The sequence below is a fragment of the Rhodospirillales bacterium genome (genome assembly GCA_016699855.1).
Taxonomy (GTDB): domain Bacteria; phylum Pseudomonadota; class Alphaproteobacteria; order Reyranellales; family Reyranellaceae.
In genome coordinates, this window is record CP064988.1 from 4,027,608 (window position 1) to 4,041,143 (window position 13,536).

Consider the following 13,536-nt stretch of genomic DNA (forward strand, 5'->3'; position numbering starts at 1 on the left):
ACGCGCTATCAGGCATTCGGAAATAGCGCGGACGCGATAAAACCAATAACGGGAGGCTGACGCGCCGGACGCCCGGATCGAAAGATCCGGGCGTTTCGATTCAGGGCTGGAACCACGCGGTTATTTCGGCGTTCATCTTGACTCATGAGGGCTCAATCACCAAAAATGATCGTGTCGTCATTTTTGATGGAGGCCCGCCATGTTCCGACGGATTTCGCGTCCGATGGCCGCCGCGCTCGCGGTCGCGGTCAGCGTCGCGCCGCAGACCGTCATGGCCCGGAGCGAGGCCGCCGGATCGATCGGCGCCTTTTCGATGGTGCCCGCCGTGGCTATCGCGGTCACCGCCACCGACCCCGCCAGCGCCGGTCTGCGCGCCTCGCCGGGCGCCGCCGTGCGGGCGCTGTCCGGCGCCGCTGAATGGTCGGTGGTGAACACCGCCACCGCGGTGTCGGTCGCCGCCAACGCCAGCGGCGAGACGTTGCTGGTCATCCACATGGTCGCGGCGACCGGCGTGCATCTCAGCGTGTCGCTGCCGTTCGAGATCGCGCGCACGCTGGCGCTCAAGCCCGGCGACCGCGTGCGCGCGACGACGACGGAGGCCGGCGTGGCGCTGCATCGCGACGGGCGCGTGTTCGCCATCGTCGCGCGCGAGGGCGCCGAGCATCTCGTACGCCACGAGATCCTGGGCGCGCGCTAGGTCCGGCGCCGCGCGCATGGCCGTGCTGACGACCCTGCTGGCGTCGTTCGGACTCGCCGCGTGGGCGGGCGAGCCGGCCTGTCAGGTCGGCCTGCCGACGGTCGACGCCGTGGCCAAGGCGGCGGCGGCGGCGCGTCGGCTGGAGCGTGCGCTCGACGAGACGGGCGCCGATGTCGCCGTCGTCGGCCGGGTCGGCGCCGACCTCAGCCGGCACGGCATCTCCTACACCCACGCGGGCATCGTCTGGCGCGACGATCCCGCCGGGCGCTGGCAGGTCACGCACGTGCTCAACGATTGCGGCGGCCCGCGCTCGCGGCTCTACCGCCAAGGGCTGGTGAATTTCTTCCTCGACGACCCGTTGAACTACGACACGCTGCTGCTGGTGCCGTCGGAGCCGGTGCGGCGGGCGCTCGCGGCGCGGCTGCGCGGCGGCGCGTCCGGGGCGCTGCACGAACCGTCGTACAGCGCGCTGGCCTATCCGTTCCGCGCCACCTACCAGAACTCCAACCAGTTCGTGCTCGAGAACCTCGCGCTGGCGCGCGCCGGCGCGCTGGAGGGCGGTCGTGACGCCGCCATCGGGACGCTGCGTGAGAGCGGATTCCAGCCGGATACCGTCAGATTGTCGGCGACCGAGCGGCTGGGCGGCGGCTTCCGCGCCAATTTGCGGTTCGACGACCATCCGCGCGCGGAGGAGGCGGCGCGGGCCTACTCCGTCGTCACCGTCGCCGCCGTCGAGCGGTGGATGGCCGCGACCGGAACTTTGGCGGCGCGACGCGAGCTGCACTGAGTGCCGGCCGGCCTCCGGTATCCTTGACCTGGTTCCAGCGAGCGTGCGAACGTTCGTTCAGGTGATCGGGAGGCTGGGATGGCGCGCTACGACCGGGTGATCCGCAACGGCATGATCGTCGACGGCACGCGCTGCCCGCGCTACCGCGGCGACATCGCCATCCGCGACGGCGTCATCGTCGAGATCGGCCGCGTCGATCCCGCAGACGCGCGCGAAGTGATCGACGCCGAGGGCCTGATCGTGGCGCCGGGCTTCATCGACCTGCACACGCACTACGACGCGCAGCTCTTCTGGGATCCGTACTGCAGCCTGTCGAGCTGGCACGGCATCACCTCGGTGGTGATCGGCAATTGCGGCTTCGGCTTCGCGCCGGTGCGGCCGGCCGAGCGCGAGCGCGCCATGATGACGATGACCCGCGTCGAGGCGATCCCGATGCCGTCGATGCAGGCCGGCATGCCGTGGGACTGGACGACGTTCCCCGAGTTCCTCGACAGCGTCGAGCGCGCGCCCAAGGCGGTGAACATCCTTCCGTACGTGCCGATCGCGCCGCTGCTGATCTGGGTGATGGGCTTCGAGGCCGCCAAGTCGGGCCGCCGGCCGACCGACGCGGAGCACGCCGAGATCGTCCGGCTGCTCGACGAGTCGATGGACGCCGGCGGCTGCGGCTGGTCGGCCCAGCGCATGCTGCCGACGGGACCGGCCTGCGTGCAGCGCGATTTCGACGGCTCGCCGATGCCGACCGACGTGATGCACGACGACACCTGCCGCGAGCTGGCGAAGGTGCTGCGCCGGCGCAACGACGGCTTCATGCAGATGCTGCTGGTCTCGGGCGACAACGTCGCGGACCGCGCCTTCTACGAGGAGATGGCCGAGCTCAGCGGCCGGCCGATGATCATGAACGTGGTGCAGGCGTTCGACCACCGGCCGGAGATCCACCGCGAGACGCTGGCGTGGCTGCGCAGCTGCCGCGAGCGCGGCATCCGCGTGGTCGGCCAGGGGCTGACGACCGACGCCGGCTTCACCTTCACCTTCGAGAACTGGAACCTGTTCGACGATTCGCAGGCTTGGTGCGACGCCACCACGGGCACGCTCGAGGAGCGCAAGGCCAAGCTGGCCGATCCGGCGCGCCGCCAGGCGCTGAAGGACAAGATGCCGCGCACCGCGACCGGGCCTCTGCCGGACATCGTCATCGTCGGCCCGCGGCTCGAGCGCAACAAGCCGTGGCTCGACCACACGCTGGGCCACGCCGCGTCGAAGATGGGCAAGCATCCCGTCGACGTGATGCTCGACATGGCGGTGGACGAGGATCTGAAGACCGAGTTCTTCGCCGCGCCGCCCAACGGCAAGATCGAGCATCTGCGCGAGATCGTCGCCGATCCCTACGTGCTGTTCGGCGTCTCCGACGGCGGCGCCCACACCAAGTTCCTCACCGCCGGCCGCTATCCCACGGAGACGCTGTGCAAGGTCGTGCGCGAGCACGGCATGATCTCGCTGGAGGAGGCGCATTGGCGGCTCGCGGCGCTGCCGGCCGAGGTCGCGGGCTTCAAGGACCGCGGCGTGCTGCGCAAGGGCGCGCCGGCCGACATCGTGGTCTACGATTACGAGAAGCTGGAGGTCCTGCCGGAGGAGATCGTGCACGACCTGCCCGGTGGCGAATGGCGCCGCGTGCAGCGCGCGCGCGGGTACCGCCACGTGCTGGTCAACGGCGAGGTCACGATCCGCGACGACCGCCAGACCGGGACGCATTCCGGCGCGCTGCTGCGGCACGGTTCGGCGCGGCGCGTGCCGACGGCGCTCGCGGCCGAATGACCGCCGCCCTCGCGCCACGGGCGCCGCGCCCGGCCGCCGAGGCGGCGGTGCCGGGCGAAGGCCGCGACGCGCTGCTGCGGGTGGCGCTGCGGGCGTTCGTCGAGCAGGGCTTCCACCGCGCCTCGATGCGCGACATCGCGCTGCGCGCCGGCACCAGCGTGTCGGCGACCTACCACTATTTCCCGTCCAGGACGACATCCTGCGGCGGATCATGACCGGCGTGACCGGGGACCTGATCACCGCGCTGGAGGCGACGCGCGACGCCGCCGGCCCCGATCCCGTCGCGCGCATGGAGGCGCTGGTGCGCACGCACGTGCTGCTGCACACCGACCGGCGCGACGAGGCCTTCGTCGCCAACAGCGAGCTGCGCAGCCTCCGCCCGGCCGACCGCGCCGCCGTCGTCGCCCAGCGCGACAAGGTGCTGGCGATCTTCCGCGCCGTCGCCGCCGAGGGACTGGCCGCCGGCCGTTTCGCCTGCGCCCATCCGGCCGACACGACGATCGCCATCCTGACGATGTGCACCTCCGTGGCCGGCTGGTTCCGCGGCGACGGCCGCGAGACTCCCGCCACCATCGCGGACCGCTACGCCGCGCTGGCGCTGCGGATGCTGGACCGCCGGGACCCGGCGGACTGATCGTCGCGCCGGACGCGCGGCCGCTCCGCTCCGGGCGGCCAAAACCGTTGCCGATCAAGGCGTTGGCGGCCGCTCGCCGCCGCGTCGGCGGGAGCGGTCGAATTTCTCGCGGGTGGCCGGTCGCTGCTTGCCGCTGTCCGTCGACCGGTTTAAGAGGGGCGCGTTCGTCGCCGGCCCCGCGCCCGGCCGGCATTCTCTTTTTCGTCCTCTTCCACAGGAACGCGCCGCACATGCTATCGCGTCTGATGGGCCTGTTCTCGGCCGATATGGGCATCGACCTCGGCACCGCGAACACGCTGGTGTACGTGAAGGGCCGCGGCATCGTGCTCAACGAGCCCTCGGTCGTCGCGTTGACGACGATCAGCGGCAAGAAGCAGGTCCTCGCCGTCGGCGAGGAGGCGAAGATGATGCTCGGCCGCACGCCGGGCAACATCCAGGCGATCCGCCCGCTGCGCGACGGCGTCATCGCCGACTTCGAGGTCGCCGAGGAGATGATCAAGCACTTCATCGGCAAGGTGCATAACCGGCGTTCGTTCGCGCATCCGCAGATCGTCGTCTGCGTGCCGTCGGGCTCGACCGCGGTCGAGCGCCGCGCCATCCAGGAATCGGCCGAAAACGCCGGCGCGCGCAAGGTGTGGCTGATCGAGGAGCCGATGGCGGCGGCGATCGGCGCCGGCCTGCCGGTCACCGAGCCGACCGGCTCGATGGTGGTCGATATCGGCGGCGGCACCACCGAGGTCGCCGTGCTGTCGCTGGGCGGCATCGTCTATGCGCGCTCCGTGCGCGTCGGCGGCGACAAGATGGACGAGGCGATCATCGCCTACATCCGCCGCAACCATAACCTCCTGGTCGGCGAGTCCTCGTCGGAGCGGATCAAGAAGGAGATCGGCTCGGCCATGGCGCCCGACGACGGCGAGGGCCGGACGATGGAGATCAAGGGCCGCGACCTGATGAACGGCGTGCCGAAGGAGCTGGTCATCAGCGAGCGGCAGATCGCGGAGAGCCTCGCCGAGCCCGTCAGCGCCATCGTCGAGGCCGTCAAGGTCGCGCTGGAGCACACCGCGCCCGAGCTGGCGGCCGACATCGTCGACAAGGGCATCGTGCTGACCGGCGGCGGCGCCCTGCTCAGCAACCTCGACAAGGTCCTGCGCCAGGCCACCGGCCTGCCGGTGTCCGTGGCCGAGGATCCGCTGCTCTGCGTCGCGCTCGGCACGGGCCACGCGGTCGAGAACATCGACCGGCTGCGCGGCGTGCTGTCGACCATGTACTGACCGCGCGGCGCGGCCTGACGTCCGGTGTCCCCGCCATGGCCGAGGTCGCGTTCCGCGCGCCGGAGGCGTAGAGTGGCGCGGGCGTCCGAGGGACCCGATCCATGGCGTTGAGGAAGGCCGTCGTCCAGACGGCGGCATCGGTCCGGCACATCGTCCAGCGGTTCTCGCTGGCGCTGCTGGTCGTCGCCGCGGCGGGGGCCATGCTCATCGGCAAGGCCGACACCGTGATCCTGGAGCGCGCCCGCGCCGCGACGCTCGACGTGGTCGCGCCGATCCTCGAGGTCATGTCGCGGCCGGTCGCGGTGGTCAACGACTTCATCGCCAGCGTCGAGGACCTCGCCAATCTGCGCAGCGAGAACGCGCGGCTGCGCGAGGAGAACGCCCGCCTGCTGGCGTGGCAGAGCGTCGCCCGCCGGCTGGAGACCGAGAACGCCGAATTGCGGGCGCTGGGCAATTTCCGCGACGGCCCGCAGGCGACGTTCATCACCGGCCGCGTGGTGGGCGATTCCGGCAGCGCTTTCGTGCGCAGCATGCTGCTCAACGTCGGCCGGCGCGCCGGCGTCACCGGCGGGCAGGCGGTGATAACCGGCGAGGGGCTGATCGGCCGCGTCACCGACGTCGGCGACGGCTGGGCCCGCGTGCTGCTGTTGTCGGACCTCAGCTTCCGTCTGCCCGTGCTGATCGAGCGCACCCGCGAGCGCGCGATCCTGACGGGCGACAATTCGCCGATGCCCAAGCTGGCGCTGATCCAGTCCGTGGCCGGCATCCAGACCGGCGACCGCATCGTGACCTCGGGCCATGGCGGCAGCTTCCCCGTCGGCATCCCGGTCGGCGTCGTCGTGTCGGTCGGCGACAGCGGCATCCGGGTGCGCCCGCTCAGCGACCTCTCGCGCATCGAGTTCGTGCGCGTCGTCGACTACGGCATCGCCGGGCTGGTGACGTCGCCGCAGGCGCCAGCGCCACCACCGGCCGCCGCCCCCACGCCGGCGGCGCCCGCCGCGCCGAAAGCGGCGACGACCACTTCTCCCCCTGCCGCCGCGAAGCCGGCGCCCGCCCAGGCCGCGCCGCCTGCGGCGACATCGGCCCCGCCCGCCGCCGCGTCGCCGCCGCCCGGCGGCATGCTGAAGGGGCGCTGAGGTGCCCGACCTGCTCCAGCGGCTCGACCGCCTCCTCTACGCGCTGGCGCCGGCGGCGCTGATCGCCGTGCTGATCCTGCTGACCCTGGCGCCGGTGCGCTTCGCCTACGTGCCGGCGGCGGCGCCGCTGCTGCCGCTGATGGCCGTGTACCACTACTGCCTGTTCCGCGCCGAGGCATTGCCGGCGCCGCTGCTATTCGCGTTCGGAATCGTGTTCGACCTGCTGCAGGGCGGCGCCACCGCGCCGGTCGGAATCTCTTCGCTCCAGTTCCTGCTGGTGCGCCAGGCGATCCTGCGCAACCGCCGCTACCTGCTGGAGGTGTCGTTCTCGTTCATCTGGATCGGCTACGCCCTGCTGTCGGCCGCCGCCGTCGCCATGGCGTGGGCGCTGTCGTCGCTGCTGTCGTGGACGGCGATCGATCCCAAGCCGGCGCTGTTCCAGTACGTCGTGTCGCTGTTCCTCTACCCGATCCTCGGCTGGATCCTCGGGCGCGGCCGGCGCCGCGACGCGCTGAACACCGCCGGCAACCGGCGATGAGGCGCGATTCCGACCGGTACACGATGTTCAGCCGCCGCGCGCTGGTGCTCGGCGGCCTCAAGATCGGCCTGCTCGGCACGCTCGGCGCGCAGCTCTACCGCCTCCAGACGGTGGAGATCGGCAAGTACCAGGTCCTCGACAAGGAGAACCGGATCAAGCCGCGCTTCCTGCCGCCGTCGCGCGGGCTGATCTTCGACCGCACCGGCGAGCCACTGGCCGCCAACCGCAACAATTTCCGCGTCCTCATCAGCGCCGACCGCGGCCGGCTGTCGGAGGCGCTGAAGCAGGCCGAGCAGGTGCTCGAGCGCCTCGAGCACGTCGTGCCGATCGGCGAGCGGGAGCGGCAGCGCATCGTCGAGCAGCTCAGGCGCAACCGCAGCTTCGCGCCGGTGCTGGTGCGCGAGAACCTGAGCTGGGAGCAGGTGGCGCAGATCGAGTTCAACGCGCCCGAGCTGCCCGGCGTCTCGACCGAGCTCGGCCAGACCCGCGACTACTTCCATCCCGACCTGGCGAGCCACATCGTCGGCTACATCGGCCGCGTGTCGCCGGAGGACCTGCGCGACAACCCGGACCAGACGCTCGAGCGCCTGCCGAGCCTGCGCATCGGCAAGAAGGGCGTCGAGAAGGGCGCCGACCGCGATCTGCGCGGTACCGAGGGCGCCATCCAGGTCGAGGTCAACGCGGTCGGCCGCGTCGTGCGCGAGCTCGACCGGACCGAGCCCGAGGCCGGCGCCAACCTGCTGCTGACGCTCGACCTCGAGCTCCAGAAGTACGTCGTCGAGCGCCTCAAGGACCAGAGCGCCGCCGCCGTGGTGATGGACGTGGTGACCGGCGACATCCTCTCGATGGTGTCGGTGCCGAGCTACGACAACAACACCTTCGCGCGCGGCGTGACGCAGGCGGAGTGGCAGGAGCTGCTCGCGGATCCGAAGAAGCCGCTGCTCAACAAGGCCGCCCAGGGCGTCTATCCGCCGGGCTCGACCTACAAGATGGTCACCGCGCTCGCCGCCCTCGAGGGCAAGGTGCTCGGCGTCTGGGACCGGCTTCCGTGCAACGGCTTCATCGAGATGCCGGGCATCAAGCAGAAGAAGTACTGCTGGATCCATCCCGCCGGCCACGGCTCGCCGAACCTGCTGGAGGCGCTGGCGCAGTCCTGCGACTGCTATTTCTACGAGGCGGCCAAGCGCGCCGGCGTCGACCGCATCGCCGACATGGCGCACCGGCTGGGATTCGGGAAGCCGACCGAAGCGGGCCTGCCGGAGGAATCCGGCGGCCTGCAGCCGACCCGCGGCTGGAAGCAGGAGCGCGCCGGCGCGCCGTGGGGAATCGGCGACACCTACAACCTCGGCATCGGCCAGGGCGACATGCTGGCGACGCCGCTGCAGCTCGCGGTCATGACGGCGCGCATCGCCAACGGCGGCTTCGAGGTCAAGCCGCGGCTGGTGGCGGCCCGCGCCGGGAAGGGCGAGCCGCTGCGTCCGCCGGAGGTCCGGAACAAGCCCGACGCGCCGAGCATGCGCCTGAACCCGGTCAACCTGAAGGCCGTGCAGGAGGGCATGAACATGGTCGTGAACCACGGCCTGGGCACCGCCGGCGGATCGCGCATCCTCGAGCGCGGCATGGCGATGGCCGGCAAGACCGGCACGTCGCAGGTCAAGCGCATCACCGAGAGCGAGCGCGACCGCAAGATGTCCCAGGAGGAGCTGCCCTGGCACCTGCGGCACCACGCGCTGTTCGTCGGCTACGCCCCGGTCGAGAATCCGCGCTACGCCTGCGCGCTGATCGTCGAGCACGGCATGGGCGGCTCCAAGACCGCCGCGCCGATCACGCGCGATATCCTGATCCAGACCCAGAAGATCGATCCGTCGCGCCGGCCCGACCGCTTCAAGAACGCCGCCGTGGTCGGCGGCGGCAGCCTCGCCGAGGCGCCGCCGACGGCCGATCCGGCCAAGCCGAAGGACGGCGCGCGATGAGCCTCGCCAACGCCCAGCCGGAACTGACGCTGCTCGACAAGATCAGGCGCATCGATCTGCGGCTGGTCCTGATCCTCGCCGGCCTCGCCGGCGTCGGCTACGCCGCGCTCTATTCGGCCGGCGGCATGAAGCCCGATCCGTGGGCCGCCAAGCACGCGATGCGTTTCGCGGCCGCCGCCGGCCTCATGCTCGTCGTGGCGCTGGTCGACATCCGCGTCTGGATGCGCCTGGCCTATCCGGCCTACGCGCTGGCGGTGCTGCTGCTGATCGCCGTCGACCTCAAGGGCAAGGGCGCCATGGGCGCGCAGCGATGGCTCGACCTCGGATTCTTCCAGCTCCAGCCGTCGGAGCTGATGAAGGTGGCGCTGATCCTGGCGCTGGCGCGCTACTTCCACAGCCTCAGCAAGGAGCAGGTGGGGCGCGTCGTGTACGTCGTGCCGGCGGTGCTGGCGATCATCGTGCCGGTCGGACTGGTGATGGTGCAGCCCGATCTCGGCACCGCGCTGATGCTGATGGGCACCGGCGGCGCCGTGATGTTCGTGGCCGGCGTCAAGCTGTGGAAGTTCCTGCTGGCGATCGCGCTGGCCGCCGCCAGCCTGCCGGTGGCGTGGAAACTGATGCACGAGTACCAGCGCAACCGCGTGCGCATCTTCCTCGATCCCGACCTCGATCCGCTGGGCGCCGGCTACCACATCCTCCAGTCGAAGATCGCGATCGGCTCGGGCGGCGTCCTCGGCAAGGGGTTCGGGCTGGGCACCCAGTCGGCGCTCAACTTCCTGCCGGAGAAGCAGACCGACTTCATCTTCACGATGTGGGCCGAGGAGACCGGGCTGCGCGGCGCGCTGCTGCTGATCGCGCTCTACGCCGCGCTGATCCTATACGGCTACGTCGTCTCGCTGCGCGCCCGCAGCCATTTCGGCCGCCTTCTGGCGATCGGCGTCGCCATCACCGTGTTCCTCTACGTGTTCATCAACTGCGGCATGGTGATCGGGCTGCTGCCGGTGGTCGGCATCCCGCTGCCGATCGTCAGCTACGGCGGCACGGCGATGCTGACGGTGATGTTCGCGTGCGGATTGCTGCTGGGGATAAGCGTCCACCGCGACCAGGTGGTGCCGCGGCCATGACCGGGTTTATCCCCTATGGACAGCGATGGACCGCGCCGCTATATACCGCGCCGCTCACCGGCCGCGGCCGGAAGCCGGCGGGAATGGGCGCATAGCTCAGTTGGTAGAGCAGCTGACTCTTAATCAGCGGGTCCCAGGTTCGAGCCCTGGTGCGCCCACCATTCCCGCCCCCGATCCTTCCATCGAGTTTCGACATGCGCGCGGACGCCGCCGGTCCGCGTACCAGGCTGTCGTCGGCGCGTTGGCGGCGGCTCTGTTCTTCTGTCCGCCCGCGTCGGCGGGGCCGATCGACGACGCGCTCGCGGCCCGGGCGCGTGGCGACCACGCCACCGCGCTCCAGTTGTTGTCGCCGCTCGCGGAGGCGGGGGACCGCGCCGCCCAGTACGAGCTTGGCACCATGCGTTTCACTGGAAAGGGCGTCCCGCGGGACGAGGGAGACGCCGCTCGCTGGTTCGGCCGGGCGGCGGAACGTGGCGACGAGCGTGCCCAGCGCGTCCTCGGCGTCCTGTTCGACAACGGCTGGGGCGTCGCGCGCGACCATGCGATCGCGGCGCGGTGGTATCGGAGGGCGGCGGAGCAGGGCGATCCCGAAGCGCAGTACGCGCTGGGCGAGATGTGCGCGAATGGACGTGGCGTCGCCATCGACGGCATCCAGGCGTACGCGTGGCTCTCGTTGGCCGCGTCACGCTTTCCGCCTGAGGAGAGGCGGAGGGTGGAGATCGCCCGCGGCATCGTCGGCTTGTCGTTGACGGTCGCGCAGATCGCGGCGGCCGAGCGCGTGGTGGACGAGTGGAAGCCGAAGGCCGAGACGCAGCCCTGAGTCGCGCGCTCTAAGGCGCCGGCCCGAACAGCCGCAGCTCGTAGAGGTATCCCTGCCCGCCGCCGTGCGAGCCGACGAACCGCACTTTCACGTATTTCGCGGTCGTCTCCGGGATCTTGAACTCCTGCCAACCATCGCCGATCCGGGCGTTGACGGTGGTGACCACGCCGACCGGGCGGAACGCGCCGGTCGGCCCCTCGTCGCCGGCGAGCAACTCGAGGTCCTTGACGTTGCCCTTGTCGGTGCCGGGCACAAACACGGCGAAGGCGTCGAACTTCGCCGGCGCGCCATCGCGGAAACCGAACACCGCCTCCGACCCGGGCTGGAACCAGTAGATCTGGTCGAGCTTGCGGTCGACGGTCCGCCGCCACAGCTCCTGTGTCGAGAACACGAGTTCGCCGCCGGCCGCCGCGCTCAGCGCATCGATCCGGGGCCGCGCTAACGGATTGGCCGCCGCCGGCGCCGCGGTGCCGGGGACCGCCGCGCCGAACAGGCGCAGCTCGTAGAGATACCCCTGGCCGCCGCCATGCGAGGTCACGAACCGCACCTTGAGGAACTTCGCGGTGGTCTCCGGAATCCTGAACTCCTGCCAGCCGTCGCGTAGCCGGGCGTTCACCGTCGTGATGGTTCCCAGCGGACGGAACGCGCCGGTCGGCCCGTCGTCGCCGGCCGACAGCTCGAGCTCCTTGACGTTGCCCTTGTCGGCGCCGGGGAGATACACCGCGAACGCGTCGAACTTCACGGCCTGTCCGGCGCGGAACGAGAACACCGCCTCGGCGCCGGGCTGCACCCAGTAGATCTGGTCGAGCTTGCCGTCGACCGTGCGGTCCCACATCTCGTGGCTGGACATCGCCACCACGCCTCCCTGCGCCGTCGCCAGCATGTCGGTGCGCGCGGCGGCCGGCGCCGCGGGCGACGCCGACGCGGCACCGGCCGCCGCCTGCCCGTGGAGGCGCAGCTCGTAGAGATAGCCCTGGCCGCCGCCGTGCGAGCCGACGAACCGCACCTTGAGGAACTTCGCGGTCGTCTCCGGGATCTTGAATTCCTGCCAGCCGTCGCGCATGCGGGCGTTGATCGTGGTGACGACGCCGATCGGACGGAACGCGCCGGTCGGCCCGTCGTCGCCCGCCGACAGCTCGAGGTCCTTGACGTTGCCCTTGTCGGTGCCCGGCAGATAGACCGCGAAGCCGTCGAACGTCGCCGGCTGGCCGCCGCGGAAGGCGAACACCGCCTCGGCGCCGGGCTGCACCCAGTAGATCTGGTCGAGCTTGCCGTCGATCGTGCGCTCCCACATGACGTGGCTGGACATCGCGACCTCGCCGCCCTGCGCCGGCGCCAGCAGGTTGGCGCGCGGCGCCGGCGCGGCGGTGCCGGCGGCCGGTCCATCGAGCGGCGGCAGCTCGCCGAGAAGGCGCAGCTCGTAGAGATATCCTTGGCCGCCCTTGTGAGAGCCCACGAAGCGCACCTTGAGGTATTTCGCGGTGGTCTCCGGGATCTTGAACTCCTGCCAGCCGTCGCGCAGGCGGCCGTTGGCGGTCGTGACCGAGCCGAGCGGCCGGAACGCGCCGGTCGGCCCGTCGTCGCCGGCCGACAGCTCGATGTCCTTGACGTTGCCGCCGTCGGCGCCCGGCAGGAACACCGCGAAGGTGTCGAACTTCGCGGCCTGGCCGCCGCGGAAGCCGAACACCGCCTCGGCGCCGGGCGGTACCCAGTAGATCTGGTCGAGCTTCTGGTCGATCGTCCGCTCCCACATCGCATGGTGCGACATCGCCACCTCGCCGCCATTGGCGGGCGCCAGCAGGTTCGTGCGCGCCGCGGGTGGAGGCGGCGGCGGGGGTGGGGGTGGGGGTGGGGGCGCTGCCGCCTGCGGCGGTGGTGGCGGCGGCGGCTGAGCCGCCTGCGCCGTCTGCTGGCGCACCTCGCCCAGCGCGCGAGTCAGGCCGCCGGCGTCGCGCGCGTCGAAATAGCGTCCGCCCGTCGTGTCGGGCACGCACTGGATCGCCTTGCGCTGGGCGTCGCTCAGCGCGAAGCCGACGACGTGCACCTTGAGGTCGAGGCCCGCCGCCTTGATCTCGCGCGCCGCGGCGCAGGGATCGCCGCGGCACTCCTCGATGCCGTCGGTCACCAGCACGATGCTGTTACTCTGGCCGCGCAGCGGCGCGAAGTTCCGCGCCGCTTGGCGCAGCACCTCGGCGATCGGCGTCTCGCCCTTGGGCTGCACCGCCTGGATGATGCGCGCGATCGTCGTGGCGTCGTCGGCGCCGACCGGCGAGACCAGTTCGATGTCGGTGCAGTCCCCGGCCCGGCGGTGGCCGTACATCATCAGGCCGAGCCGCGTGCCCGCGGGCGTCTCCTTGAGCGCGCCGTCCATCGCCCGCTTGGCGATGGCGATGCGCGTGTCGGCCCCCACCGCCGTCCGCATCGAGCCCGACGCGTCGAACACGAACATCACGTTGGTCTGGGCCCGCGCCGCGCCGGCGGCGGTCCAGACGGCGGCGCAGACGGCGGCGAGGCGCAGCGCGTTGACGATCGCTATCCGCATGGTGTCCCCCCTGGGTCGACCCGGACGCACGAAACCCGCGCCGTGATGGTCGCACCGCCGGCGCGCCGGTGGCAAGGGTGGCGGGGCGCAGGGGCGCCTTCCGCGCTGTGCGCCATGCGAGTCCGCCACACCCCGATTGTCGGGATTTGTCCGATATGCGTGTTTCTGTTATTCTTCAGACAATTGTTGGGTATCTTGAATATTC

12 protein-coding genes and 1 tRNA gene are annotated in these 13,536 nt (G+C 71.1%); 12 read left to right on the plus strand and 1 reads right to left on the minus strand.

Annotated elements, in window-relative coordinates; all coding sequences use genetic code 11:
- Positions 1–199: 199 nt before the first annotated feature.
- The 12 genes from IPK81_19015 to IPK81_19070 all read left to right on the plus strand — a co-directional run bounded on the left by IPK81_19015 (position 200) and on the right by IPK81_19070 (position 10,789).
- Entirely contained in the window at positions 200–697 is a 498-nt protein-coding gene (locus IPK81_19015; GenBank protein ID QQS11637.1) for a hypothetical protein, read from the plus strand.
- A 16-nt stretch (positions 698–713) separates the two neighbouring features.
- Positions 714–1,484, plus strand: coding sequence for a DUF2145 domain-containing protein (locus IPK81_19020; GenBank protein ID QQS11638.1), 771 nt, complete (start codon positions 714–716; stop codon positions 1,482–1,484).
- A 78-nt stretch (positions 1,485–1,562) separates the two neighbouring features.
- Positions 1,563–3,293 (plus strand): amidohydrolase family protein, encoded by a 1,731-nt coding sequence (locus tag IPK81_19025; protein ID QQS11639.1) that lies wholly within the window; start codon positions 1,563–1,565, stop codon positions 3,291–3,293.
- Positions 3,290–3,508, plus strand: coding sequence for a helix-turn-helix transcriptional regulator (locus IPK81_19030; protein QQS11640.1), 219 nt, complete (start codon positions 3,290–3,292; stop codon positions 3,506–3,508). The genes IPK81_19025 and IPK81_19030 overlap by 4 nt, the downstream gene beginning before the upstream one ends.
- A 5-nt stretch (positions 3,509–3,513) precedes the next feature.
- The gene (locus IPK81_19035; GenBank protein QQS11641.1) at positions 3,514–3,927 is read left to right on the plus strand and encodes a hypothetical protein; all 414 of its coding nucleotides are present in this window, start codon (positions 3,514–3,516) and stop codon (positions 3,925–3,927) included.
- A 230-nt stretch (positions 3,928–4,157) separates the two neighbouring features.
- A complete protein-coding gene (locus tag IPK81_19040; protein QQS11642.1) occupies positions 4,158–5,198 on the plus strand; it encodes a rod shape-determining protein in 1,041 nt (346 codons plus the stop codon).
- 101 nt (positions 5,199–5,299) lie between these two features.
- Positions 5,300–6,334, plus strand: coding sequence for a rod shape-determining protein MreC (gene mreC / locus IPK81_19045; GenBank protein ID QQS11643.1), 1,035 nt, complete (start codon positions 5,300–5,302; stop codon positions 6,332–6,334).
- A gap of 1 nt (position 6,335) precedes the next feature.
- Entirely contained in the window at positions 6,336–6,872 is a 537-nt protein-coding gene (locus IPK81_19050) for a hypothetical protein (protein QQS11644.1), read from the plus strand.
- The gene (gene mrdA / locus IPK81_19055; protein QQS11645.1) at positions 6,869–8,845 is read left to right on the plus strand and encodes a penicillin-binding protein 2; all 1,977 of its coding nucleotides are present in this window, start codon (positions 6,869–6,871) and stop codon (positions 8,843–8,845) included. Before IPK81_19050 ends, mrdA begins: the two co-directional genes overlap by 4 nt.
- Positions 8,842–9,969, plus strand: coding sequence for a rod shape-determining protein RodA (gene rodA, locus IPK81_19060; GenBank protein ID QQS11646.1), 1,128 nt, complete (start codon positions 8,842–8,844; stop codon positions 9,967–9,969). Before mrdA ends, rodA begins: the two co-directional genes overlap by 4 nt.
- A gap of 85 nt (positions 9,970–10,054) precedes the next feature.
- A tRNA-Lys gene (locus tag IPK81_19065) sits at positions 10,055–10,130 on the plus strand.
- Positions 10,131–10,210: 80 nt separating this feature from the next.
- Positions 10,211–10,789: a sel1 repeat family protein gene (locus tag IPK81_19070; protein QQS11647.1), complete on the plus strand. Its 579-nt coding sequence runs from the start codon at positions 10,211–10,213 to the stop codon at positions 10,787–10,789.
- Positions 10,790–10,799: 10 nt separating this feature from the next.
- On the opposite strand, the gene IPK81_19075 is transcribed toward IPK81_19070, so the two are convergent.
- Positions 10,800–13,331: a VWA domain-containing protein gene (locus IPK81_19075; protein QQS11648.1), complete on the minus strand. Its 2,532-nt coding sequence runs from the start codon at positions 13,329–13,331 to the stop codon at positions 10,800–10,802.
- Positions 13,332–13,536 lie beyond the last annotated feature (205 nt).